General features: G+C 45.3%; 22 protein-coding genes and 1 tRNA gene. 7 read left to right on the top strand and 16 right to left on the bottom strand.

The genetic code is table 11. The features are described from left to right. The first annotated feature begins 292 nt into the window (after positions 1-292). The 3 genes from D0T66_RS07660 to guaB all read left to right on the top strand — a co-directional run bounded on the left by D0T66_RS07660 (position 293) and on the right by guaB (position 4,438). Positions 293-799 carry a hypothetical protein gene (locus tag D0T66_RS07660; protein ID WP_163356566.1) on the top strand — a complete coding sequence of 169 codons (507 nt, stop codon included), beginning with the start codon at positions 293-295 and terminating at the stop codon, positions 797-799. Between the two features lie 16 nt (positions 800-815). After that, positions 816-2,741 (top strand): FISUMP domain-containing protein, encoded by a 1,926-nt coding sequence (locus D0T66_RS07655; protein WP_163356660.1) that lies wholly within the window; start codon positions 816-818, stop codon positions 2,739-2,741. 221 nt (positions 2,742-2,962) lie between these two features. Further along, entirely contained in the window at positions 2,963-4,438 is a 1,476-nt protein-coding gene (guaB, locus tag D0T66_RS07650; RefSeq protein WP_163356659.1) for an IMP dehydrogenase, read from the top strand. 79 nt (positions 4,439-4,517) lie between these two features. Here the strand turns inward: guaB and D0T66_RS07645 are convergent, their stop codons facing one another. From D0T66_RS07645 to D0T66_RS07615, 7 genes are all read right to left on the bottom strand, one after another. Then, positions 4,518-5,102 carry an LEA type 2 family protein gene (locus tag D0T66_RS07645; RefSeq protein WP_255489764.1) on the bottom strand — a complete coding sequence of 195 codons (585 nt, stop codon included), beginning with the start codon at positions 5,100-5,102 and terminating at the stop codon, positions 4,518-4,520. Positions 5,103-5,131: 29 nt separating this feature from the next. Then, positions 5,132-6,193 (bottom strand): DUF2027 domain-containing protein, encoded by a 1,062-nt coding sequence (locus D0T66_RS07640; RefSeq protein ID WP_163356658.1) that lies wholly within the window; start codon positions 6,191-6,193, stop codon positions 5,132-5,134. A 17-nt stretch (positions 6,194-6,210) separates the two neighbouring features. Beyond that, positions 6,211-7,449: a 3-deoxy-D-manno-octulosonic acid transferase gene (locus D0T66_RS07635; protein ID WP_163356657.1), complete on the bottom strand. Its 1,239-nt coding sequence runs from the start codon at positions 7,447-7,449 to the stop codon at positions 6,211-6,213. A 6-nt stretch (positions 7,450-7,455) separates the two neighbouring features. After that, the gene (gene gltX, locus D0T66_RS07630; protein WP_163356656.1) at positions 7,456-8,970 is read right to left on the bottom strand and encodes a glutamate--tRNA ligase; all 1,515 of its coding nucleotides are present in this window, start codon (positions 8,968-8,970) and stop codon (positions 7,456-7,458) included. A 484-nt stretch (positions 8,971-9,454) separates the two neighbouring features. Continuing rightward, entirely contained in the window at positions 9,455-10,648 is a 1,194-nt protein-coding gene (locus D0T66_RS07625; protein WP_163356655.1) for an FISUMP domain-containing protein, read from the bottom strand. Between the two features lie 14 nt (positions 10,649-10,662). Beyond that, a complete protein-coding gene (locus D0T66_RS07620; RefSeq protein WP_163356654.1) occupies positions 10,663-11,463 on the bottom strand; it encodes a hypothetical protein in 801 nt (266 codons plus the stop codon). A gap of 27 nt (positions 11,464-11,490) precedes the next feature. Continuing rightward, positions 11,491-12,174 carry a hypothetical protein gene (locus D0T66_RS07615; protein WP_163356653.1) on the bottom strand — a complete coding sequence of 228 codons (684 nt, stop codon included), beginning with the start codon at positions 12,172-12,174 and terminating at the stop codon, positions 11,491-11,493. 487 nt (positions 12,175-12,661) lie between these two features. Between D0T66_RS07615 and D0T66_RS07610 the strand changes: the two genes are divergently transcribed. Continuing rightward, positions 12,662-13,840, top strand: a complete 1,179-nt coding sequence (locus D0T66_RS07610; protein WP_163356652.1) for an MFS transporter — start codon at positions 12,662-12,664, stop codon at positions 13,838-13,840. Between the two features lie 49 nt (positions 13,841-13,889). After that, complete coding sequence (locus D0T66_RS07605) at positions 13,890-14,534, top strand: hypothetical protein (protein ID WP_163356651.1); 645 nt, start codon at positions 13,890-13,892, stop codon at positions 14,532-14,534. On the opposite strand, the gene D0T66_RS07600 is transcribed toward D0T66_RS07605, so the two are convergent. The 6 genes from D0T66_RS07600 to D0T66_RS07575 all read right to left on the bottom strand — a co-directional run bounded on the left by D0T66_RS07600 (position 14,531) and on the right by D0T66_RS07575 (position 21,609). Next, positions 14,531-15,061 carry a hypothetical protein gene (locus D0T66_RS07600; protein ID WP_163356650.1) on the bottom strand — a complete coding sequence of 177 codons (531 nt, stop codon included), beginning with the start codon at positions 15,059-15,061 and terminating at the stop codon, positions 14,531-14,533. The genes D0T66_RS07605 and D0T66_RS07600 overlap by 4 nt on opposite strands. 89 nt (positions 15,062-15,150) lie before the next feature. Continuing rightward, a complete protein-coding gene (locus D0T66_RS07595) occupies positions 15,151-15,465 on the bottom strand; it encodes a TRL-like family protein (RefSeq protein WP_163356649.1) in 315 nt (104 codons plus the stop codon). 179 nt (positions 15,466-15,644) lie between these two features. Next, positions 15,645-17,441 (bottom strand): TonB-dependent receptor, encoded by a 1,797-nt coding sequence (locus D0T66_RS07590; RefSeq protein ID WP_163356648.1) that lies wholly within the window; start codon positions 17,439-17,441, stop codon positions 15,645-15,647. Between the two features lie 5 nt (positions 17,442-17,446). Beyond that, the gene (locus D0T66_RS07585; protein WP_163356647.1) at positions 17,447-20,452 is read right to left on the bottom strand and encodes a tetratricopeptide repeat protein; all 3,006 of its coding nucleotides are present in this window, start codon (positions 20,450-20,452) and stop codon (positions 17,447-17,449) included. A gap of 46 nt (positions 20,453-20,498) precedes the next feature. Next, on the bottom strand, positions 20,499-21,020 hold the full coding sequence (locus D0T66_RS07580; protein WP_163356646.1) for an NUDIX domain-containing protein: 522 nt from the start codon (positions 21,018-21,020) through the stop codon (positions 20,499-20,501). A 7-nt stretch (positions 21,021-21,027) separates the two neighbouring features. Beyond that, positions 21,028-21,609: a DUF3109 family protein gene (locus tag D0T66_RS07575; protein WP_163356645.1), complete on the bottom strand. Its 582-nt coding sequence runs from the start codon at positions 21,607-21,609 to the stop codon at positions 21,028-21,030. A gap of 201 nt (positions 21,610-21,810) precedes the next feature. Here D0T66_RS07575 and D0T66_RS07570 point away from each other — a divergent pair. Continuing rightward, a tRNA-Arg gene (locus D0T66_RS07570) sits at positions 21,811-21,882 on the top strand. 309 nt (positions 21,883-22,191) lie between these two features. Continuing rightward, complete coding sequence (locus tag D0T66_RS07565) at positions 22,192-23,787, top strand: TlpA disulfide reductase family protein (protein ID WP_163356644.1); 1,596 nt, start codon at positions 22,192-22,194, stop codon at positions 23,785-23,787. A gap of 127 nt (positions 23,788-23,914) precedes the next feature. On the opposite strand, the gene D0T66_RS07560 is transcribed toward D0T66_RS07565, so the two are convergent. The 3 genes from D0T66_RS07560 to D0T66_RS07550 are packed head-to-tail and all read right to left on the bottom strand — an operon-like array spanning position 23,915 to position 26,680. Next, positions 23,915-24,604, bottom strand: a complete 690-nt coding sequence (locus D0T66_RS07560; RefSeq protein WP_163356643.1) for an SGNH/GDSL hydrolase family protein — start codon at positions 24,602-24,604, stop codon at positions 23,915-23,917. A gap of 23 nt (positions 24,605-24,627) precedes the next feature. After that, entirely contained in the window at positions 24,628-25,134 is a 507-nt protein-coding gene (locus tag D0T66_RS07555; protein ID WP_163356642.1) for a gliding motility lipoprotein GldH, read from the bottom strand. Beyond that, on the bottom strand, positions 25,100-26,680 hold the full coding sequence (locus D0T66_RS07550; protein ID WP_163356641.1) for a regulatory iron-sulfur-containing complex subunit RicT: 1,581 nt from the start codon (positions 26,678-26,680) through the stop codon (positions 25,100-25,102). The genes D0T66_RS07555 and D0T66_RS07550 overlap by 35 nt, the downstream gene beginning before the upstream one ends. Positions 26,681-26,687 lie beyond the last annotated feature (7 nt).

The following is a 26,687-nucleotide window of genomic DNA, read 5'->3' as shown; positions in this document are numbered from 1 at the left end:
AATGCGAACCTTCAAACACACTTCTATATATCTCACAGGCTGCCCCGTACCGACGCCCTTTTGTCCGTTCAACTTCCTTTCCTTTGGTCGTGCGGGGAAGGCCTGTCCTTTAATGCTACCTCCCCCCAACTCTCCGAAGGGGGAAATAGATTCCAGTCTGTTTTACAAGTCAATTAATAATGCTGCTCTCCTAAGCCTCCCCCACGGGGAGGTTTGGTGGGGCTCAAACAAACACCATTTATTCACCTTGCCTTACGGGGCATCAAAACGAAATCAAAAAAAAATGAGAACGATGAGAAGAACTAAAACAAAGAGCAAAAACCTCAACCATTTCAAGACGGCTATACTAATTATAGCCTTGACATTTGCAGGCAACATGTGCGTAGTGAATGCGCAAGCGACTATCGGCAGCGGCGAACGCCCCAACAAGGGGGCGCTGCTCGACCTGAAAGAGACAAATGCCGACGATTCATCGACCAAAGGGTTTATCCTGCCAAGGGTAAAGCTCACCGACCTGAACAACCTCTTTCCGATGTTCGAATCCGATGGCAATGAAGGATACATAGATGCCGTAAAAGCGGATGAAGACAAGCTGCATACCGGGCTGATAGTCTTCAATACGAACAGTGACTTCCCTTTCTTTGTGGACGTATACGTCTGGATGGGGGATAAATGGTATCGACTACCGCGGCTTATGCAAGTGCCTGCCGGAGAATGGTACCGGCCGATCAACGAATTATATTTTACTAACACTGCTTTTGCTGCACTTTCTGATGGACGAAAGAGCGGAAAAGCTTAAATAAAACCAAACCGACATGAAAAGAATCTTATTTACACACATGCTATTGCTGATGCTGCTGTCGGCAACGATGACAGGCCATGCGCAGGTAACTATCGGCAGCGGCGAGAAGCCCAACAAAGGCGCACTGCTCGACCTGAAACAGACGAATAACGAAATATCCTCTACCAAAGGGGTTATCCTGCCAAGGGTACAGCTGACAGACCTGAACAACCTGTTTCCGATGTTTGAGAGTGATGACAACGGAGGCTATAAAAATGCCGTGAAGGCTGACGAAGACAAGCTGCATACCGGCATGATCGTCTTTAACACGGCTTCGAGTGTATTGCTCCCCGAAGGCGTGTATATCTGGGATGGCAGCAAATGGACAAAAGGAGCAGAAGAAGCCCTCGCCAAGCTGCACCTCAGCGAGAGCCGCTTCGACCTGCCGAGTGGTAAGGATGCACGCACACTTACAGCACAGGAATTGGTTATCAACTGGATGGATGGAGCATCGCCGACCTATAACGCAGCGGCAGCCAGTGGCTTCACAGCTGTACCTTTTACGGGCAATCCGCTGACGCCTGCGACACTGACGACCTCCCCGACAACGATAAGCTTGTTGCCCGATGCGATGACCGATACGGATGTTACAGCAGCTAACCCGTGGAAGACGAAAGAAACAGAACTCTCGTTCCTCTACACCGATACAGATGAAGATGGCAACTCCAAGGAAAAGATAAAAACGGTGACCATCAACCAGACTAACTTTGCCCTGAAAGCAAAAGACAGGCTACGCAATGCTCAAATAACCTATACAGCTGCTACCAGTGGTAACTTCAATGTACAGGGGAATGCCTCTTGGAAGGCAGAGATTACGGGTATGGAGAGCGCTGCTACTTTTACCGTTGCAGCCGAAGGAGGCAAAACGCTGACAGACGGTACTACCAATACTACGAATGTGCCTTACACTACCAATGCAGGCAACCGCTACGACTATGCGAATGTCACTTTCAAAGATGCTGAAACACCGAAACGCTTTGAGGATGTAACGGTTTCGATGGTCAATTGTGTCACAGGAAACGACCCGAGTATCGAGGAATGGGCGAGGCGGGCAGGCTTCACCGACGACGAGATAGCAGCCGTGACGAATGCGGATGCGGGCTCGTCAGCTATCAAGCCCATCAACCTCATCCAGCTACACCGCGACCAGGACGATAACCTTTTTCTCTCGGGGGACTTTGGCAATGCCGGGCGGTGGATGTTGCATAATGTGAGAGCATTGAACTATTCGTCAAAGGCGCCGCATAGTCAGGGTAGGACGCTTACATATTCGTATGCAACTACATACAATGTAGCTCAGTGGGGATATCCAAATGCAAGCCAAACTCTTTTCGATAATAATCCGCGGGTGGGGCTGGTATATAACTGGGATGCGGCCACAGGTGGAAAGGGAGGTGCAAATGGACAAGCTACCATTAACGATGGAGAGAATATCACTACAACTCCTACGCCTGTACAAGGTATCTGCCCCGATGGATGGCATTTACCGAGTGAGTATGAATGGACGCAGTTAGATCAGGAGATTACTACTAACACCAATTTATATAGTGGCACGGCCGATATTGGCGGTACAATTACCATAGGCAGTAATACCCGTGGAACACATGCGAAAGGGATGAAAGCTCCATGTTCGGCACCAACCTCTGCAACTGTCCCTAATGGCTACAGTAATACCATCTCCATTTCGTCTCGTCCGGGTATGAATCTTTTGCTTACAGGTTATTATACAAATAATAGTACCTATGAGTATGGTAGCTGGACGATGTTTTGGACGCCTAATAGTGGCGGCGATACTACTACTTCGTACTATCGGCAATTCAAATATACTAACGAACATGTTGAACGTGTCTTATATTTTCGTCATTTGTTACTCCCTCTCCGCTGCAAGAAGAACGAATAGCAACGCGTAGCGTTGCAGTTACTTCGCCCTTCGGGCAGTTACAAGTTACGAGTTACAAGAAACTTTATCTATACAGGTAGCCTCCCCCAACTGGGGGAGGTTGGAGGGGGTGGGTGACAAAAAAATGATGGCATGGCAAAATATTGTTGGGAAGATTAATATTATAATTCCGAAAAAGTATGTATATTTGCACGCAATAAAATTTGAAAAGGAGTTACCCTATGTCATTTATTGCAGATAAAATCAGCATGGATGGATTAACCTTCGACGATGTATTGTTAATCCCCGCTTATTCGGAAGTTCTTCCACGTAACGTCGACCTCACGACAAGTTTCTCACGCAACATCAAACTGAATATCCCTTTTGTTTCGGCAGCTATGGACACTGTCACCGAAGCTAAATTGGCTATTGCTATTGCCCGCGAAGGTGGTATCGGTGTTATCCATAAGAATATGTCTATCGAAGAGCAGGCGCAACAGGTAAAATATGTGAAGCGTGCCCAGAACGGTATGATATCCAACCCTGTAAGCATCCTTCGGGACAAAACAGTAGGCGAAGCTTTGGCGATGATGGCCGAGTTCAAAATCGGCGGTATTCCCGTAGTAGATGCCGAAAACCGCTTGGTAGGTATCGTGACTAACCGCGACCTCCGCTTCCAGCGCGAGATGGACAAGTTGATTAACGATGTCATGACAAAAGACGGTCTCATCACGACACAACAGTCGACCGACCTCGAATCGGCAGCCGATATCCTGCAACAGCATAAGATTGAGAAACTTCCGGTGGTAGATGCCGATAACCGTCTGGTAGGATTGGTGACATACAAAGATATAACCAAGGCAAAAGACAAGCCGCTTGCCTGCAAGGACGAACAGGGACGCTTGCGTGTAGCCGCCGGAGTAGGCGTTACGCACGACACACTGAAGCGCGTGGAAGCATTGGTAAACGCCGGCGTAGATGCCATCGTTATCGATACGGCTCACGGACACTCGAAGGGTGTAGTAGGCGTATTGAAGGAAGTGAAGAAAGCCTATCCGCACCTCGATGTGGTGGTAGGAAACATTGCTACAGGCGATGCAGCCAAATATTTGGCAGATGCCGGAGCGGATGCCGTAAAAGTGGGAATCGGTCCGGGTTCTATTTGTACTACACGCGTTGTTGCCGGAGTGGGAGTTCCTCAACTTTCGGCGATATATGATGTATATAAAGCGCTCGAAGGTTCGGGTGTACCATTGATTGCCGACGGCGGACTGCGCTATTCGGGCGATATAGTGAAAGCCCTTGCTGCGGGAGGCGCATCTGTGATGATGGGTTCGTTGCTGGCAGGAGTAGAAGAGTCTCCGGGCGAAACAATCATCTTCAACGGACGTAAGTTCAAGTCGTATCGTGGAATGGGTTCGTTGGAAGCGATGGAGAAAGGCTCGAAAGACCGCTACTTCCAGGATATGGAAGCGGACATCAAAAAACTCGTTCCCGAAGGTATCGCTGCCCGCGTACCATACAAAGGTTCGCTCTACGAAGTTGTTTATCAGATGCTCGGCGGATTGCGTGCCGGAATGGGTTATTGCGGAGCGAAAGACATCAAAGCGTTGCACCATGCCAAGTTCACCCGCATCACCAATGCCGGTGTTGCCGAGAGCCATCCGCATGATGTGACTATCACCAGCGAAGCACCTAACTATAGCCGGGGAAACTAATCGCTAAAAAAGACTATATATGTTAAAGGCAGCTTTCTGAGAGAGCTGCCTTTTATCATTAGGATGTCGGACGATAGAATTACTTGCCCACCGTGAAGTTGACAGGGATATATATCGGCGACACGACTTGTTGAGATCCAATCATAAAAGATGGCTTTATCTGAATCGAAACATTTGACTTCTCTGTGCCGATTCCTGCAATATTCTTAATGATATTAACCATTGTATCTTTGGAATCGCCTTTCAGATACTGGGCAATATCCAGTTGCAGATTGATAGGCATAGTTTTGGTTTCGCCAGCAGAAACACTCAGGCGTTCATTGATAGAGCCCGACGTCAGTTGCAGATTGTCTATGGTAACGATATATTGCAAACCGTTTAGAAACGCTTCGGATGCATTGGGATTGTTCACATCCAAGTTGACCGTCATATCCACAGGGATAGACGTTGCCGTTCCGGTGAGGATTGAAGTTAGCTTCGGTATGCTCGACAAAGACAATCCATTGGAGAGGTTCATCCCCGAAACCGATACATTCGACAAAGAGTTGTACGAATATTTACAATTGACCATATTGTAAGCGCCCGAAAGGCTTTGAGCTGCATCGCAGCTGACTAATAATGTTGCAACAAACAGGAATGCTGCGATTCTTCTTAATACTTTCATATTGATTGTTTTATAGTTTTGTAATTCAATTATTTGATAGTTACCATCGTTGCCCCGTATCCGTATTCGCGGAAAGAAGCATCCTGATAATAGGCTGATTTGTATTTCTTCTTCAATTCGTCTATGACAGCGTTCTTTAATACACCGTCTCCTTTGCCGTGGATGAAGACGATTTTCTGCCCCTTGTTTTTGAGATTCTCGTCCATTACCTCCCTGAATTTGGAAAGCTGGTAATCGAGGATATCAGCATTGGACAATCCGGCTGTGGTATCTAACAGAGCATCGATATGTAAATCTATCTCGACGATAGCGCTCTTTTCTTTCTTGTGCAAAGGTTGTATACGCGGACGTCTGTCGGCTTGTTTCTTTTCCTGCATGGCAAGGGCAAGATCTTCGGCTGATACCTTCAATTCGCGTTCGGGCAAATCTCTGCGAACCAGCGTATAGAGCAACGCATCCTCGTCGAAGTAGTCGTTGTCTTTGAAACTGTGTAGCTTATAGAATTTGACCGTGTCGATGCGCAAATCTATCGAATAGGTATTCTTCAGGTCGAAGGCTTTATCCTGTTTGTAGGCAAAGAATTGCAAGCAAACACGCTCCAGATCGTTGAGCATATCATGGGCAAACTCTTCGACGAAGATTTTGGTATTGGGCTCTATCACACCTGTCTGGCGGCTTATCCAAGCCTGCCCGGTATGAGAGAGGTAGCTGTACGACAGGTAATAGTTGCTGTCGTTTATCAGATAGCACTCGAAATTCGTCGAACTGAGCGATTTGGCATCTATAGGGAGATAGGCTAAAGCAACCGTAAGTTGTTCGCCTTCCTTCGTTTCGACGGGGATGTACGCTTCCTCCTGTTTGGTGGGTTGCGATTGGTAGGTGTGGACAATTTGCTGTATCGCAGCTTCCTGCTGAGGCTGGTTGCGTACCTGATTGTCTTTTCCTTCCTCGATGATGACACATTCGCGGATAAGTACGGGAATGTCGAAGCCGTCTTCGTCTTCTACAAGGACAATATCCCGTCCCTGAAAGCCTTTGACAATGCCTCCGCCGGTTGTATTCAGGAATCGTACTTTATCGCCTATCTTCATCGCATTGGTTGTTTTGGTCAGAGGGGAAGAAGGCTCACTACCTTATCTACCGCCCCTGTGTGTTCTATGACATATTGTCTTGCATGATTACCTGCCGAACTCAATGATTCGGGGTATTCTATCAGTTCGTCCATCAGCCCGCGGAAAGTCTCGTAATCGTTGACCGAGTAGCCTCCGCCACTTTCGATGAGGCCGATTGCCTCAATGAACTTCTTGAAGTTCGGGCCGAAAAGGACAGGAATTCCATATACCGCAGCCTCGAGTACGTTATGGATGCCTACTCCGAATCCTCCTCCCACATAGGCTATCTGCCCATAGCGGTAGACGGATGAGAGCATCCCCATGGTATCGAGGATAATACAATCGACCTTTTCGACGTCCTCGGCTGTAGCCTTGGAATAGCGGACGAAAGGGCGTTGCAGGTTCTCTTCGATATATTTCAGGTGCGCCTCGTGTATCTCGTGCGGCGCGATGATCAGTTTGAGATGAGATGTGGCATTGAAGTATGTGACAAAGATGTCTTCATCTTTCGGCCACGAGCTTCCGGCAACCAATATCTTCTGTCCATCGGCTTGTGCCTTAGTGGCGAAGCGGGCTATCAGGTCTATATCCTTTGCCTGCTTGCTGATATCCAATACGCGGTCGAAGCGGGTATCGCCACAGACTTCGACATTGGTTACATCTATTGTTTTCAGCAGGTCTTTGGAAGCTTCGTCCTGTACGCACAGACAGTGGTACATGTGCAATAGCTTCTGCATAGACTTGCCATACCAGCGGAAGAATATCTGCTTAGGACGGAAGATAGCCGATACCATATACACAGGGATATCTCTCTTGTGCAACTGGCTGACAAAGTTGTACCAGAACTCGTACTTGATAAAGACGGCCATCTTCGGTTGTACCAATCCGAGGAACTTGCGCACATTGCGTTTCTTGTCGAATGGCAGATAGCAAACCACATCGGCTAATGGGTAATCCTTGCGCACCTCATATCCCGATGGGGAGAAGAACGTGAGGAGTATTTTATATTCCGGATGTTGCTTCTTTACCTGCTCGATAATCGGGCGTCCTTGCTCGAACTCGCCAAGCGAAGCGGCATGAAACCAGATATATTGAGCATTGGGATCTACTTTCTTACGAAGGATGGTATAAGTCTCTTTGTGCCCTACTATCATCTTCCGTGCCTTCCGGTGGAAAGGCGAAATGATGCGGACAACCAGTGCATAGAGGAATATACCTATGTTATAGAAAAGCATTCCCGTTTATTTAATGTTCTTAATAGCAGCTTCTAATCTGCGGATAGTTTCTTCTTTGCCGATGGCAGCTGTGATGTCGAACATGTGAGGCCCTTTGGATTCGCCGACGAGAGCCAGACGGAAGGCATTCATGATATTACCCAAGTGATAGCCTTTTGTTTCTATCCAGCCTTTCACGACTTCTTCCTGATGGTGAGCCGAGAAGTCACCAATGCCTTTCAATACGTCGATCAACTCGCCTAATTGTGCCGGAGTTTCTTCTTTCCAGCGCTTTTTGACGGTCTTTTCATCGTATGCCGCAGGAGCAACAAAGAAAAATGATGCCTGATCCCACAGTTCTTTCACGAAAGAGACACGCTCTTTGACTAAACCGACTACCTGCTCGATGTAGCCTTTGTCTGCTTCTATTCCATGCTCTTTCAGTATGGGAGCAAACAGGCCGGCTAATTCGCTGTCCGGCTTTTGCTGGATATATTGGTGGTTGAACCATTTACCTTTTTCGTAGTCGAACTTCGCACCGCTTTTGCTTACGCGTTCCAATGAGAACAGGCGGATAAGCTCGTCCATCGACAGCATTTCCTGATCATTGCCCGGATTCCAGCCTAACAAGGCGAGGAAGTTGACAACCGCTTCGGGCAGATAGCCGCTTTCGCGGTAGCCTGAAGAGATTTCGCCTGTCTTTGGATCTTTCCATTCCAACGGGAAGACAGGGAATCCCAAGCGATCGCCGTCGCGTTTACTCAATTTGCCTTTTCCGTCAGGTTTCAACAGGAGCGGCAGATGTGCGAATGACGGCATAGTATCTTCCCAGCCGAAAGCACGGTAAAGCAAGACGTGCAGCGGCGCAGACGGCAGCCACTCTTCGCCACGGATAACGTGTGTAATCTCCATCAAATGGTCGTCCACGATATTGGCCAGGTGGTATGTCGGCAGGTTGTCCTGCGATTTGTATAACACCTTGTCGTCGAGGACGGAAGAGTTTATCTTCACCTCACCGCGAATCATATCGTTCACGATAACGTCTTCGTTGGGTTCTATCCTGAAGCGCACAACGTATTGTGTGCCTCCATCTATCAGTTTTTGCACTTCGTCGGCGCTCATCGTAAGCGAGTTACGCATATCGCCACGGGTAGAGGCATCGTATTGGAAGTTAGGCGTCGATTCGCGCTTTGCATCCAATTCCTGCGGGGTGTCGAACGCTATATAGGCAGCGCCTTTCTCCAGCAATATATCTACGTATTGGCGGTAGATATCCTTACGATCGGACTGGCGATAGGGGCCGTATTGCCCGCCGATGTGCGTACCTTCGTCGAACTGAAGTCCAAGCCACGTAAGGGCTTCGATGATATACTCTTCGGCTCCGGGAACGAAACGCTGTGAATCGGTATCTTCGATGCGAAGAATAAAAGCTCCTTTATGCTGTTTGGCAAAGAGGTAGTTATATAATGCTGTACGCACTCCTCCGATGTGGAGAGGGCCTGTGGGGCTGGGCGCGAAACGTACTCTTACTGGCTGAGACATATTTGTAATGGTTAGAAAAACGGCTACAAAAATACATATTATTTTCGTAACTATACGCTATACAGCTAAAAACTTGCTTAACAGCCAGTAGCTTAGGATATAGAAATACGTTTCGCCTCCAACTTAAAAGAGTAATCAAACGTATCATTTTTTTGCCACGCTGTTTTTCGAGCATTACCTATTGGTTATCAGACCGATACTATAAGAAAAACTTAACAAAACAGCATGTGCTTTATAAAAATAACAGTTGTCAAGTTATGTCAAAAACCTACTTCGCTGATAATCAATCAAAATTTAGTTAAAACTTGACACTCTTGACATATTTGACGCGACACAGTGTTTTTTTCTTGTCATTTTTTTATTACTTAACCACAGAGGACACGAAGTTTTTACACAGAGGTCACAAAGCAAAGAACACAGGGAAACAGTCCTCGCGGACTACTTCCCTGTATAGATAATTTATTTGATAACCGCTAACTGATTATTAGTCTTTCTTGCACCTCACACTCTCAAAGGAGTAACGGGCATTTGTAATCCTGTTCATTTGCGCATTGGCAGAACTGATGTACCGATGCCACACATTAGTAGCACCGACGCCGCTGGCTGACCAAAAGTTCGCGAACCCCCCATAATTACCGACCACACCGCCACTAGCGTGACCCACAGACATAGCGCTAAAGCCCGGTCTCATGGTGGTGTCATTGATGATGTTTGATGCACCGTTGGAGGCTATTGATGAGGTAGGTGCCGGGCAAACATCTTTCATACCCTGGCCGTGAGTACTACCCCGGTTTGCTGCTTGCCCAACAGTGATAGTGCCGTTCGCATCGGGGATAGCGGCGTATTGGCTGGTATGGGTGTTTATTTCCTGCTCCAGTTGTGTCCATTCGTAATCGGACGGCAGATGCCAACCGTTCGGGCAAATACCTTGTCGACGAGCAGTCTGCGGGTCGGTAGCAGGAGCTATCTCACCATCGCTATATGGTTTTTGTCCGTTTGCATAGGCTGCGTCGTTTGCCCCGTTATCAAATGTACTTCCTTTGCTGTTAGTTGCAGCCGCCCAATTGTAAAGGCGTCCAAGTCGTGGATTGTTATTGTAGAGGGTGGCGGAGGTGCCGTTGCCACTTATGTTGGGGTATGTCCATAACGGGTTCTTGTAATTGTCGACCGAAGCAGACGGCGAAGCTGGTAAGTTAACCGAAACGTTGACGTCTACGCCGGTTCTCGCTCCCGTAGCAAAGCTGGTGGCAGCCAGATTGTTGAGCATCCAGCGGTTGCGTCCGTCGAGGCTACCGGCATCAGTGCCAAAGTCACCCGAAAGAAAAATATTGCCGCTCTGGTCTTTATGTGCCTGTACACCATTGGGCAGGGTGGTAGGGGTGGCATCACCTCCAAGAGTGCCGCCATTGGGCAGAGCTTGTATAGCTGTCAATTGTGCAGCACTGAAGCCGGCTCGTTCAGCCCATTGTAGCATGGTGAGGTCGTTGTCGGTAGTGGTGCCACAGTTGAGAACAGATACGGTTATATCCTCGAAGCGTTTGTTTGTTTCGGTATCCGAAAAGGTTATATTGGCTACATCATAACGATTGCCTGTTCCGACATTATATTGGACGTTTTGCGTACTGTTAGTACCGTTTTTCAGATCTGTTCCGCCTGTAGTCGGGCTGGTGTTTGCCAATCCCGGAGTACCTGTTATCGTTGTTGTCCATGCAGCATTACCTTGTACATTGAGGCTTCCGCTGGTAGGGGTGGTATAGATAATCTGACTGTTAGTGAAGAATTATTTACCTTCAACGCATAATTCGTCTGGTTGAGGGTAATCGTCTTCGTTTGCCCGCACTCGGTATAAGTGAAGATCAGGCCGGTTTGCTTGCTTGCCCACGGCGAAGCCGGGTTGATAGTCATTGCATCAGGCAGCAAAGTCATGTCGGTAGGAGAAGCCGTCAAAGTAGTTGGTGCTAACGGTGTCCCCGTAAAATCAATAGCAGTCAATCCACCCGAAGCCGCCGAAGCCCATGTCGGAACAAGCCCTCCATTCCATGTTATTTTAAGATTTTGTGCGGTGAGCGGGCGGGCATCGTGCCCGCTGGGCAAGTCAAAGTAGTCCTGATTGAAATTCAATCCGGCAGGAGTATTGTCACCTATCTTATTCCATTCGCTACCCGTCCACACATACAGACCTTTGCCGCTCATGGTACATTTATCACTGTGGTACACGATAAGCCCCGTATGATTGGCATCTTCAGTCGCTTTGTCGTAGTGGGTGCCGCTTTGGGTATAGTTAGAGCCACTGATACCGTCAAACATAGGAAATAGCTTATCCGTGTCAGTGAGTTTTACGCGAGGCATAGCCAATCCTTTGGAGGTAGTCGTCCCTTGCGTAAGGTCTAACAACGCACCATCAACCGGTGGCTGATTACTTCCAATAGTTACCTGCGCTTGCAGGGCGATTGTTGTTGTTAAGAAGGCTAATATCAAGATAGCCTGTGTCAAGATTTTCTATTTCATAATAAAAAATAATTAGTTAATATGATAATGAGATAATATAATAATGTGGTAATATGCTAATGTGATAATGCCGGATAGTACGATAGTGAAGATGTGCTTTTCTATTAGCTCATCAACACATTGACACATTAAGACATTAGTTTTGTAAGCCATTAGCTGATAGCTGTTAGTTTTATTGTCATGCTGAGCGAAAGCGAAGCATCTCGTCTCGTTACTGCGTAGGGGCAGACCTGTGTGTTTGCCCGATATATCGATTTGCAGGCGCACACATACATGTATATTCTTTTTAATTGCCTCCACTTTTAAGTGGAGGTCTCGAAAGGTTGGTTCAAAAATGGCTTTAGCCAAATATCTTTTGACTAAAGTCATCTCCTGAAAAATACAATCATATCCACGCCTTAAAAGGCGTGCCAACATTAGAGTGTTATCTGTTGACTGATAGCTGCTAACTTTGCCATCCCAAGTGACTACGGGGAAGCTCGTTATAGCTTTGTAGGGGGCAATAAACATTGCCCCGTATATACCCGCTTGAGCAGGTATGTATGTCATTTTTGCGGGCGAAAGATTTTTCGCCCCTACATTAATTCTGTTGACTGTTGACTGCTCACTGTTGACTGAATATTGCTGTTGACTGTTAACTGCCCGAAAAGAATCCCGCTTCTCCTCACGGAGAAGGCGGGATGAATAAGGGGACATGCCCCTGACATTAACACAAGCAATTTGGCACCCCCTCCCTGCCTCCCCCACAAGGGGAGGAGATAGGAAAAGAGTATATATTTTTACTCCCCCTCTGTTGGAGGGGGATGGGGGGAGGTGACTCTTTTTTCTAAAAAACTTCCTAAAACCTTGGATTAATCCGAAATATTCATTATATTTCGTGTGTGTGTGTGTGTGTGTGTACGTAAGGTGCAGAATATATCATATTAGAATACAATATATTAGCTGACAAAATATCCGTAAACCTCCTGTTTTTCTGCACGATATTCATTTTGTGTGACACCACAAAGGAACACAAAATTCTTCGAAAAAGCAATTTTAGCCTAAAAAATTAACCGAAAATTGCCTTATGCAAAATAAAGCCCTCTGTTAAACTTCTCAAAAACGACAAGAATAAAAAGGAAGAAAAGAAGCCCGGGTGATTTCATTTTATTACTTTTGTGCAATTTTTCGCAAAAGATACAACATGGACATACAACAGCCCAAGCCTAAACTCTGGACGCTCAACTACTTCAATGTCTGCATGGTCAATTTTCTTATGGCCTGCTCGTTCAACCTGCTTATGCCCTCCATCCCGCTTTACATAACGGAACAGATGGGAGTGCCGCAATCGCAGACAGGTATTGTGCTGGCATCGTATGCCATCGCGCTCATGTTTGTCCGCCCTTTCTCGGGATATATGGTCGACCTCTTTTCGCGAAAGAAAATATTACTGATCTCTTTCGCCTGCTACGTCCTTATTTTCTTCGGATATTTCTATGCCACCACCATACTTATTTTTATTATTGTACGGTTCATGCACGGCGTCACATGGGGGCTGTCCACTGTTTCGTCCAGCACCTTGGCCATCGACGTCACACCATCCGAGCGACGCGCCGAAGGGATAGGCTTTTACGGCACATTTATGAACGTGGCAATGGCTATCGGCCCTTTTATCGCTATCCATATCTACAACAACTACGGCTTCCAAATCCTCCTGTGGAGCGCCATTTCGATGGGGATATTAGGCATTATCGCCGTTATGCTGATCAGAGCTCCCGAGAGGCCGAAAGTAGAACGCGAGAAAATTTCGCTCGACCGCTTTTTCCTTGTCAAAGGGTGGCCTATCTTCCTCAACCAGCTGCTACCCACCTTTGCATGGGGTACAATAGGGCCTTTCGTAGCCCAATACGGAAAAGAAATCAGCATCCCGAATGCAGGTATATTTTTCCTTTTCTGGGCAGGCGGCATTATCGTATCGCGCATCTTTGCCGGGAAATTGGTAGACAAAGGCAAGATACACCTCGTCAACACCACCGCCATGCTTATCGTTGCGGCCGCTTTCGGTGTATTCGCCCTCTATCATAATATCTATGCTTTCTGTACGGCGGGATTGTTTATCGGCGTGGGATTCGGGATGATGTTCCCGGCGCTGCAAACGCTCTATATCAATATGGCACACAACAATCAGCGCGGAACAGCCAATTCGACCTACCTTGTCGGATTCGATTTGGGGCTGGCGCTCGGCATGCTGATAGGCGGATATATCAGCGGACATTTTTCGTTCGAAACCCTATTCCTCGTATCTTCGGGACTATGCCTGCTCAGCACCATTGTATACCGATTGTTCTCGATGAAAGTATTTGAGCGCAAAAGATTGAGATAAAAGCAGGAAAATATATACCTTTGCTTCCGGTTAAAAAAACAATATCAAAATGAAATACATATCTGCACTCATACTCTTATCGGGACTGTTACTTTTCAGTTGTCAGGACAAGAAACCGGCATCGGCAGGACAATTGGCCGACGACGAAACAATCCTAAAGCTAAACGACTCCATAACAGCAATATTCAAGGATTTTCAGGCGAATAAGGATACAGCTTCCATGCTTCACGCGTTGGAGTTGAGTGACATGGTATTGTCTTTAGACCGCACGGAGGAGGGACAATATTTCGGCACCATCCGCAAATCGCAACTATTAACTGCTTTGGGAAAGAAGAAAGAAGCGTTCACTTTGCAGGATAAGACAACGAATCAAGACCCCGAAAGCATAGACCGCCTTCTCTACAACGGCGTTTCGGCGAAATTAAAAAATGACGAAACATTGGCCAACAGCTACTTCGACAAGGCTATCCAGAAATGCAACGCCGAACTGGCTATGGATGGGGAAAAAGGTGAATACTTCATCACAAAGATCAGTATTTACCTCTATCAGAACAAAAAGGACGAGGCAGAGAAAGAAATAACAAAAAGAATGAACCAATATCCACCTGAACATCAGCAACATCAGACATTGGTCACGCTCAAGGAGAATCTGGATGATATGTACACCCAGACACAAGACTTCTTCAAAAATTAATAATTGTATTTAGCTACATCGAATACCTTATTGATTATTCCGGTATTCTTCCGCCAAACTTTTTCGGGAATCTCGAACAGATATTCTTTACCCTGAATATAAAGTATAATTTGTGCCGGATTTTGTTCGGCCGTAATCGCTTTTATATCATCGCCCGGGAAATTGGCAGACGCCCTGTTCTCCCATTTGTCACTTTTCTTAGGCTCTATATACAGCATTGATGCCGGAGCCGCATAACGGGCCGAAGAGGTCACAAATACGATAGAATCGAGCGGAGCCGGAGTTTGCACCTTATTGGTGTATGTGAAATTGACCGCTACGCTATCCGTCACCGAAGAATAGGTGAGATCGTAAACGAGCTTGCTCGCCATCTCCTTGCTTTTATACCCTTCCTGCGGATATATGAACACGATAGAACCGCCCTCAACAGAACGCAATATATATTTCCCTTTCACATCCTGCGCCTGCAACGAAGCGGCTGCAAGCAGCATGAAAGCGGCAATCATCAAAAAAGTTTTCTTTACCATAATTCTCTGTATTATAAGTTAAGGCAAATATAGGAAATAAAAAAAGAAACCCGCAATGGGTTTCTTTTCTTTATCATTATTGCTAATGATTATTCTCCGTAAACAACAATTTCGTAAGTGTTGATGATACCAAGAATAGAGTTAGCGTATTGGTCTACGTGAGTAACTTTTCTGATACCTGCAGATTTAGCAGCAGTTTCGATGCTTGCATCACCTGTAGCGATCAAACCAAGGTATCCTTTAGCAGTAGCACGACCAACTTTAGAACCTAAAGTGTTGCTTGTTACTGAATGACCTGAAGTTACATCTGTGTAAAGAGCACCACCGATTGGAGACTGAACACCACCACAGCTAGAAAGCAAAGCAGCTGTTGCTATTGCTAGACCAAATAAAACTTTTTTCATGTTTGTAAAAATTTTGAATTATTAATTAATTATACAAAAAACGCATTTAACTTTCAACGTTAAAACTTAGGCAAAGTAAACATATTTTTTGTATAAATTAGTATGAAAACAGAATAATTTTAACGAACATTTTTCAAAAAGTCTAAAAAGAAGCTATGGATGAGTATGTTAACGAGCCTCTAAAACTTCAGGCTCACTCCTCCCATCGCATTAAATCCTTGCAAAGCATAGCCGTAATACTGCTCGTACCGCTGATTCAAGACATTATTGAAGTGCACATTCACCGACACCCAGTCTAAGACACGGTATTCGCCGCGGAAGTTCAATTCGTTGATTGCTTTCATCGATACAACACCGCCATTCCAATAGGCCTTGCGTCCACCTGCCAACAGATAATTGGCCGAGATAGTCAGGTCAGGGATAATAGCATCCACAACATCGGCATTCAGTTCCATTGTGAAAGTCGGGCGTCCCCATGCTTTTTTCGAAGTAGGGTAATTCATCGTCTCCGTACTGGTTAAGTTTCCGCCTTTGTACTTCACGGTATAAGAATATCCTGTCAGGCGTGCCCAAAGGTTAGTATACGGGATAAGCGTCGTTTTACCCAAAATACCGAATTTGCCGGTAGAAACGTCTGCATATACCACGTTGCTCAGGTTGCCCCAGCTATAAGCACCGGCAGAAGATTGATAATCATTGGTAGTAAACAAATGATCTCTGTTTACTTGTTTATATCCAGCAAAGGCTTCGAACTCGACACCTTCGAAAGCGCCCAGTTTGAATCCGGCATTCAAATCGTACAAAGTTTTGGAATAGCCTACCCTGTTCAGCGGATTGACGAATTTGTTTTCACGGAACATCTGCATTACAGTATTCTCGTTCACACCTCCCGTGATGCTGGCATAGACCGTATTCCAGTCACCTAACTTCACCGAGGCGTAGATGTCCGGCGCAACAACAAAGCTGTTCTTTTCATCGAATACGCTTCCGACTTTCACTCCCAGACTTGCATTCCAGTTCATTCCTTCGAAAGCGATATAAGGGGCAGCATACAGGTTCAGCAACGAATGTTTCGATTCGTCGGCAAAGACAGGGATAGCCGATGTGGCATCGCTGATAGACTGATGCATAATGCGGGCTTTGATTCCGACAACCTTGTCGCCATCCAAATCGGCATTGACATCTCCGTCGAAATGGATTACGCCGCCTTTCAGCCCGTCGTCATTGATGGTCGGGCCATATTTATTCTTGAAATAATCGTAGCCGATAGTACCATCATAGCGGATGATATTGTTGCCGTCGTTTGACTTCAACCCTACACCGAATCCGAAGGTAGAGAAACCTTGTTTTTTGCTGACATCGGGCAATGTACCGACAAACGACGGATCGATAAACGGATTACCGTAGTAGTTATACGAATCGTTCAGGTAAGAAGCTTTAATATCCAGCGTAGACGGCTCGAATTTGTGCTGATAATCCAACGCTATCTTAAACTCGGTATCTTTGGCTTTTTCCTTCTTGCGGTCAAATCCTTTTTTGAGGTAATTGATTTTACCCGAAGTAGCATTGAACGAACCGTAAACGTTCAGCTTGTCATTCTCCGCATTCACTACTCGATAGCCCGCCGAAGCATCTATGTTGGCATACATCCCGAAGCCGAAGTTGAAATAACCTCTGCGTTTGTCGAACTCTATATCAGACTTCACATCGCCCGATTTCGATTCGCCGAGATGCATATTATTGATATTCAGGCGGGGTGCCCCAAACTGAAAATTCAGGTTCTTAGCCGACACTACCGGCTCGTAAACAGCGGGAGTAGTATTTATCTTGGAAGCATCCTGAATGGTCGGGTTATAGTCGCGCTGAACAGTTACCTGACGATGCAAAACCGTATCGCGCGACGTTTGTTGCGCATTCGCCGAAAGGGCTGTTACGGCCAGACCTATTATAATGGAGATTTTATATATTGCTTTCATAATCCTTATTTGTTTTCGAGGTTAGTCATACGTTCTTCAACCATCTGCCTGATATCGGCTTCGCCACCTTTATAGTTTGTATTCAAGCTTTCGAGATACTGGCGCGCCTGGAAATAATCGCCCTTAGCAGCATACGAATCGGCAAGGACAATCAACGAACGAGCCATCCAATATTGGTGGGGCGTTCCTTTCTGCATAAAGCCGGTTACCTGTTTTTCGGCCGTATCGTACATGCCTCTGTCATAGTATATCTGTGCGAGGATGTATTGCGATTCCGCCCCGAAAGCGTTACGCGTATCTTCACCTACCTCCGTCAAATCTTTGATAGCCTCATCGAAGCGCCCTACCCTGTTCAGCGAACGGCCGCGATAGAAACGGGCTTCGTTGGTGATAGAAGCAGAGAGCTTGCTGTTTGCCAATACTTTGTCGGCAGCATCGATAACCTCTTGGTCTTTGTTGGTGAGGTAAGCACAACGCAACATACCCAACTGCCCGATACCGCGATTGTCGGCTGTCGTTCCGGCTTGGCTAAGGTGTTCGTACGTACTGTAAGCTGCATCGTAATCCTTGTTGTCGAACTCGATGCCCGAAGCATAAATCAGTGCATCATCCATGTATTTCGGGTTATTGGCTTTTATCGCTTCGCGGAAATAAGGCAATGCCGTTTGGTGGTCTTTCGCCTCAAAGGCCATCAGCCCGAGATTGTAGTTGGCTTCGCCGCTATATCCTCCGTTAGGATAAGCTTGCAGGTATTTACCCAATGCCGACTTGGCCTGTGTAGTCTGCCCTTTCAGGTAAAGCGCTTCGGCTGCCAGATAAGTCAATGAATCCTGACGGGAAGCAGAAACTTTATAATTTCCTCCCAACGAGTTCATATAGTTGGCATACCCGCTGATATCGTTCACTTCTTTGTAAACCCCTTCCAGACTCTTAATGGAAATGCGGGCTTCTTCGGTATTCGGATAAGTAGAAATAACCTGCTTGTAGGCAGCAATCGATTTCTGCGGATTATCAGTATTAAAGTAAAGCTGCCCCAACAATACGCCTGCCTGCGGAGCAATAGCCGAACGCGGATATTCGCGCAACAGCTTTTCGAGTACCGGAATAGCATCGCTTTCGTTATTGAGGGCAACGTAAGCCTTACTTTTCTCCATCAACGCACTATCGTAATACTGCGAATCCGGATATTTAGCCATCATATCGTTCAGGATAGTAATCTTGCCGCGATGGTCGCGCTGCAAACCTTTAACCAATGCTTTCTGGAATTCGGCATAGTCGCCCGAACCCGGATTGGCGCCTACAGCCTGTGTATAATAGGCTTCGGCTTCGCGATAGTTGCGGTTGTGCAAGTATGTATCCCCGATGCGGTTCAATGCGTCGGCATATGTCTTTGTATTCTTATTCTTTTCGGAAGAAGTATAGCGTTTGAAGAATGTCGCTGCCTGAGTATAATTCTTCTGCTGGAAGTAACAATAACCCAGATTGTAAAGAGCTAAAGCATAATTCTGCTGCGAAGTAGAGGCCGTAGAAATGTAGGACGAATAGTCGCGGACGGCAGCGCTGTAATCTCCTTGATTGTAATAGATTTCGCCCCGCCAGAAATACGCTTCGTCCGAAGCTTCTTTGTTATATGTCCCCATAGCGATGGCGGCATTGAAATCGTTCAGCGCTTTGGTGTAATCGTTGTTGATATATTCCTGAATACCCTGTTGGGTAAGAATCATCTGTTTGGCTTCCAATATTTTTTGGTTTGGCGACTTGATGCGGGCAATAGCATTCAGTGCTGCTGCATAGTTCTTAGTCGACAACAATGTATTTGCCAGCAGGTTGTTGATTTCGCCGCTGTATTTCGAATTAGGATATTCGTTCAGGAAGCGCTGGAAAGCATCGATGGATTCGTCGAATGCCGAAACCGAGCCTTTGCTCACCAACAACACATAGTTGTAAAGGGCATCTTCGCTTATCGAGCGGTTAAACGTAGCGTGCGATGCAGCATCGAAAGCCATCAGCGCATTAGCATCACTACCCGTTTTCAGGTAACATTGCCCGAGCAGCATATATCCGGCCTGCCCCAGCAAGTCGTCGTTGGAAGCGACCATTTTCAATGCTCCTATTGCCTGCTGATAAGTATTGTTCTGATAGTAAGCATCGGCCAGCTGATACATATCTTCGCGGAAAACTTCGTTGCCCGATTGCAGGAAACGTTCGTAATTCAGTACCGAGTTGACCAAATCGCCGCGTTTGTAGTAGCAGTTACCCAAGAGGCGGTATACTTCGGGAGCGTTGTCGCTCTTCGGATATTCCGAGACATACGCTTTTCCCGTCGAGATGGTTTCGTCTATGTTGCCATCGAGAAAAGACGATTGTATCAGATAGAAAGAGGCATTTTCCTTATATTCGGGTTTCGACTGCAATTTGCGGAAAACGGCAGCCGCTTCTTTGTAGTTCCCATCCTGAAAATCGAGATAAGCATAGTAGTAAGATGCCGGCTCGCGGTATTTGTCGCTGTTGCGCTCCAACATGCCGAACATCTGTTTGGCTTTCTCTTTATATTTTCCTATCTGCAACGACGAGTATGCCATGCGATAGGTATAGTCTTCCTGCTCGGCGACATTGAGGTGGTCGAGGTCGGCCTGAGACAACCAATAGAGCGTTTTGTCCCAATCTTTTTCCTGAAAATGGATAGAACCGATATACAGGCTCAACTGGCTGCGGTGGATGGTGCCCGGGTATTGTTCCATATACCCTTTCAGCTTATTCCCGATGCCGGGAGTACCCATGTAATAGTCCGACGCCAGAATCATAAATTCGGCTTCCTCGTTGAGCTGGGTATCTTTAGAGTGATCGACAAATTCGCGCAAGGTATTCACCGTGCCCGAATAGTTGTTGTTGAGAAACATCTCGCGCCCCTGATTGTATAAGCGTTGGGGATGAGTATCATACACAGACCTCTGGGCATAAGCTATTTGTGCGGTACAAATACATGCCAGTACAATAAGCAGCTTTCTCATGTCTTAGTTATTGGTTTTATTATAATTAGCCGTTCCAGATAATTGCCTAAAACGTTTCTTTAATTCTCTTTATCACTTCTTTGACCGAGAACAACCCGAAATCGTCGGGGTTGAGTTGGGCTATTTCCTTAAATTCCAACCGGGCCACATCGTCTTCGGCTTTCAGTGCATCATAAGCCCCTACATCGCAGCGATAGACCAAGTCGAGCGTATGGACGTCAAAGCCCGAATAATTATAGATGTTCGTCAGCGAAAATAAATAACGGACATCGCGTACATCCAGATTTGTTTCCTCTTTTACTTCTCTTATAACGGCTTCTTCGCCACTTTCGTACATATCCACAAAACCTCCCGGAAGATCGTATGTCCCTTTGGCCGGCTCGTGTGCACGCGTGGCAACGAGCAACTCATTCTGCTCGTTTATAATCAGCGCGATAGTCGAAGCACATGAATTGAAATAATAGACAAATCCACAATCCTCGCAACGATTCGATTTGAAGTTGTTTTCGACAAATCTGTTCGAGCCGCATTTCGGGCAAAACTTGAATTGAGCGAGTGGATGAGCCATAGTCATATTATTGTTCTTTTTGTTTGTTATATTCTTCGGCAACAAAGCAAAGTTCGTCATACCATTCTTTGCCGAAACGACGGATAAGCGGCTCTTTGAGGAACTGGTATATTTTCAATCCTTTCAGGTTCCCCAATTCTACAGCAGCTTTGCAAACCCGCCAACGGTGGTAGTTGACCGCCGTAAAATCCTTATACGCCTGCAAGCGGATTGGGTAGAGATGGCAGGAGACAGGCTTATAAAAGTCGATTTTGCCTTCTTTATAGGCTTTCTCCAACGCACATTTGCAGATGCCCTCGCCGTCGTAATAGGTGAACACACAATTCTCGCCTTCCACAATGGAGGTCACCATATCTCCGTCATGGTCTTTATATGCAACACCTTGTCGTTCGATTAGTTCACGGGCTTCGGGCGAAAGATCGTCCCAAATATGTGGCAGGGCTTTTTCTATTTCGGCTACTTCACCGTCTTCGAGGGGTGCCCCCGAATCTCCTTCGACACAGCATTCTCCTTTACAGGCCGACAAATCGCACAGAAAGTTTTCTTCTATGATATCCAATGCAACTATAGCATCTCCTATCTGAATCATTCTCTTTTTGGAATATGGTTTTGTTAAATTTCAGCAAATATAATCTTTTTTGCTCACTTTTGTACTGTTACAAAGCTTTCTTATTTGCCAAATTGGATAAGATTAACACATTTTATTTTTCTGAAGTTGCCCGAAATAAAAATTTGCCTTGTGTCGGAAAATAGTTTACTTTTGCAGATGGTTTGGATATGCAAACCGGATGGCGCGATAGTTCAATGGATAGAATAGAAGTTTCCTAAACTTTAGATCCGGGTTCGATTCCCGGTCGTGCTACACAAAGAAAGAAAAAGGAAGGGCGGCACTTATGATGAACCACAACTGTGACAATTGTGTTATACGGAAGAAATATGATCAGAATCCCAAGTCGTTTATTGGACGGTTTTGGCGTTGGCACATTAATTTCTGCCCGGGCTGGAAAAGGTATCTCGATTCTCTGGATGAAGAGAAAAGAGAACGCATAAAGGAAAAATATCAGCTAATAACAAAGTTGAAAATCGACTGATCCCATTTATTAGATTAGGTTTCGAACAGAAAGCACAGAAAATATTTGTATATTTGTGTTAAACCTAAACCTAAATAATCATGAGAAATCTGTCAGCCCTGCTATTTATCGTATTCCTCTTAGCATCCTGTTCGTCATCCAATAAAGACCAATTCCCTGAACCTCAGATAACATCAGGTAATGCCCGAATATCAGGCAAATTGATAAACTATGAAGCAGGAAAAGATGCTGAAATGGAAATCGGACTCGTACAACCTGTTACATCCGACTTCGAAAGGCTTCCGATAAAACTGGCAGAAGATGGCACTTTCTCAATAGACCTACCAATCGAAACCACCCCTTGTATTGGCTTTTTGCATTTGAGAGGATTCGACGAATCCTATTTATTCAGTTTTGAGGCTAATCAGGAAACGAAATTAGAATTTACCCGGGACAACGAAGGTAAAGGAAAGATGGCTGTCATCAGTGGCAATAATTTCGTAACAAACGAACTCGACATTTGGGGTGATTTATTTGCCAAAATGGATTTTCTCGGACCTGAGCTAAAATTTAAAGATGTAAACAGAGACAGCGTAAACCGGTTTATAAACAATCCGTTAGAATACATCCCGTATGCCATGAGGCATGATTTGGGTCAGCGATTGCTTCCAGCAAAGAATGACACAACCATATCAGAAGCCGGGAGAAATAACCTCCTGAATGACTTTAAATTACATTTCGCTTCACAGTTTTTCAACTTCACAGGAGTGATATCGGAATTGTATGATATAACCAGCGAAAGTGATAGCACGCCTAAGTATCCTGTTTCGTATTGTGGCGAAACAGAAGTGGAGGTAGTGAGTAAAAAGGATGAGACGCCGAGCTTTGTACCCGCAAGACCCGATATATCCTATTATATCTTCCTTAAAGAGTTTAACTTAAACAACCCACAAAATTTATATGCAACAACTTTCCCTACGCTTTTGGAGCTAATACTGGCTGATAAAACACTCAATATTCCACCGATAAAAGATACACCTATCGAAAGCTGGCTGGCCGATACAAAAAAGACTTTAGCACCTTTAGTTGGTTTTGACAATGGCCTGTTTTATGACTTATTGGCTGCCCGCTCTTATGCGGTGCAATTCAAAAATACACTTACGCCTCTATCCGAAAAGCAAAAGGAAAATATCAAGGCATACTTCAAAGGCAACGCTTTTGAGGACAACATCCTAAGAAAAAACCAAGAAATTGAAGAATTATCTGTCGGCAAAACGCCTTTTGTTATTCACCAGACGCCATCGGTATCCGAAAACAAATTAATGGAAACCATCATCTCCAAATATCGCGGCAAAGTCGTTGTGGTAGACTTTTGGGCTACGTGGTGCGGTCCTTGCCTCAATGCGATGAAGGAGTCGAGAAGGCTTAAAGCCAAAATGAAAGGTAAGGATGTAGTATTTGTATATATAACAAATGCCTCTTCTCCACGGGATAAATGGGAAAGCATGCTCGAAGGAATAGGTGGCGAGCATTATTATCTGACAAAGGAGGAAAAGCAATATCTTTCCGAGCAATACGATTTAGACGGCATACCTGCTTATCTCATTTTCGACACGGAAGGCGAATTAAAGAACAAATATATCGGCTATCCGGGAAATGGAACGATTAAGAAGGATATAGAAGAGTTATTGCCTTAGATGCCAATAAACAATGATGAAGAACAAAAATGCGGTAATCTCATTGCTTTGCTCTTCATCGGACTATTTATAAAGAATTGAAATATCAATATAATTAGCCTTTAAGGAAGAGACTACTATAGTACAATTATTCAATATCTTCTAATACGTCTATAATAGCTTCTGCAATAGCTTCCATCCCTTTATCTCCAGGGTGATTTGCAACTGTAGGATTTTCTATGACCTTATCATTTACAACATTTCCTACATAATTTCTATTCCTTTTTGTATCGAGATGATTTATAGGAACCCATATGCATCTTTCCTGATCACAAACTCTTTTTTGAATAGCTATTTTTTCCTTCAAATAGATAGCTTCCGACATAAAAATGTCTGTAATGATAAATTTTGCATTGGGAGATAACCCTTTAAGATATCGGATTAATTTAGTGAAATTTTTTTCATAATTATTAATATCTTGAGGGTTTTCACCCAATCTAACAATAACCAGTTCTTCATCTCCATCAAAGAAAGAGTCGAAATACTTCAAGTCAAAATTATTATGATCGATTTCCCAATTTACAGCCGAAGATATTTTAAAAGAAGAGCTGTCAGAATTTTGTTTAAAAACGGCATCTAATAAATGGACATAATCATTTTCCTTCGATGTTGCCGCCATCCCCCATTCTCCACTCCAATTCTCATTTATCGGATGCCATGTTATCGAATTTCCTACTACAACCCATTTATTAATCTTTATCCTTTCTCTTTTATTTACACAACTACAACTAAATAACAAAAATAACAGAATACAAAATATGAAATCAATCTTCTTCATTTTCTTAAGTCATTTAAAGATATTTATGAGACTTTGGATATCTTCAGCCCCACCTTTTCTATTCCGATAAGCGGCTCGTCGCGCATGGCTTGCGAAATACGGAACGAGTAGTCACGCTTCTCCGAAAACACAACACCCTGACGGAAAGGGATGGAAATATGATACAGCGAACCAAAACCCGAGCCTAACCACACACCATCTTCGTCCGAGAGGTAATACTGGTTTTGTTTGGTAGTGAAAAGCGTATCGTTATCCAGATTATGAGAAACAGCATACCAGATATTCTGGTAGGCATAACTGGTATTGTTGGTTATTTCTATGTCTATATTATAGCGCGTATCGAGGTCGAACAAAGCCGAATCGACAACAAAGGTGAAAACAGAATCGCGATACCACTTAGCATCTTCGACCTGCCCAAATTGGTAATACACCTCTTCGTGCCGGCACGAAGGGAGTACCGACAACGCTATGGCAACTAATAATAGTAAGAGAGGCTTAGCCTTCCGACTGTTGATTATCAGGTTTTCCATTATTGTCCCGTGGAGGTCTGTTATTATTCCCTTTACGGCGCCTGTTGTTGTTATTGCGCGAACGCCTTTCGTTATTATTGTTATTCCCCTGGTTGTTGTTATTTTCCGCAGCAGGCCTGTTGTTTTCACGGTTATTGTTCCGTTGGTGCTGACCGGCAGGCTGTCTGCCATTTTGAGCTTCAGCATTCACTTCATTGCCTTCTTTCGGACCTTTGTTACGTCTCTTCTTTTTCCGCTTCGATTTCTGGTCATTCAAGTTGTCGAAACGGTCGATATTCTCGTTCGCCAAGAGGTCGTACGAAACAGGTTTCTGTTGTTCCTTCTCCTCATCCGTAGCCAGATGCAGCGGTTTTTTCCCATTCTTATTCATTCTCGAAATTTCAAAGACACGATCTTTGGAAATGGTAACGAGGTTTGCTCCGAAATGCTTATCGGTCGAATAGGTCATCATACCCGACAACACATCCGTCTTGAAATGGTAATAGTTATTATCTTTCGTCTCGAGTATCATATCGCGGGCAGGAAGCTTACGTTGTGCCTCGACATATACGTCGACTTCGAAGTTGAGGCAGCATTTCAATTTACCACACTGTCCGGCAAGCTTTTGCGGATTCAGCGGAATATCCTGCAAGCGCGCTGCCGATGTAGAAACTGAAACAAAATTAGACATCGAGCTCGAACAGCACAGCTCGCGTCCACAAGGCCCAATACCACCTACACGTCCGGCTTCCTGCCGTGCGCCGATCTGTTTCATCTCTATCTTGATGCGAAATTCGGCGGCATAGTCTTTTATCAATTGGCGGAAATCGACACGTCCGTCGGCAATATAATAGAATATAGCTTTGTTGCCATCGCCTTGAAACTCGACATCGCTTATCTTCATCTCCAACTTCAGGTTTTCGGCTATCTCGCGCGCACGAAGCATTGTTTTGTGCTCTTTGGCACGTGCTTCCCGCCATTTATCCAAGTCGTGCGGCTTGGCTAAACGGTAGACGCGTTTCACTTCACTCCTGAAATTAGTCTTTTTCATCTGCAACTGGACAAGCTTCCCCGTAAGGGTTACTTCGCCTATGTCATGCCCCGGTGTCGCCTCTACGGCAACCATATCGCCCACATGCAACTCCAGATTATTACTGTTCAGATAATAGCTTTTGCGGGTATTTTTGAATTGCACTTCCACCATCTGCGTATCCAACTGGGCTTGCGGGATATCCCTCAGCCAATCATACACTTCCAGCTTGTTGCGTCCCGGGCAACAGGTATTATTTTTGCAGCAACTGCCTGTGGTCGTCTTGCAACAAGTAGGTGTCTGACAGCTTTTTTCTTTCGATTCGGATTCCGTTTTCCCGGCAACAGTCACCACAATTTTGGGTGCTTCTTCCACTTGTTCCGGCTGAGCCTGCGCTACCTGTACCTCCAGCACTTCCGGCACCTCATCCTTTGCATCCTCCATATTTCCGCATGTGCAGCCGACAGGCGTTTTGCATGTCCCTTCACAGTCTATGATAGGTTCTTTATCGTTATCTCTATTTTGATCTGATTCCATTTATAAT

The sequence above is a fragment of the Dysgonomonas sp. 25 genome (assembly GCF_010501075.1).
Taxonomy (GTDB): Bacteria; Bacteroidota; Bacteroidia; order Bacteroidales; family Dysgonomonadaceae; genus Dysgonomonas.
This window is presented reverse-complemented; position numbering and strand designations above follow the sequence as displayed.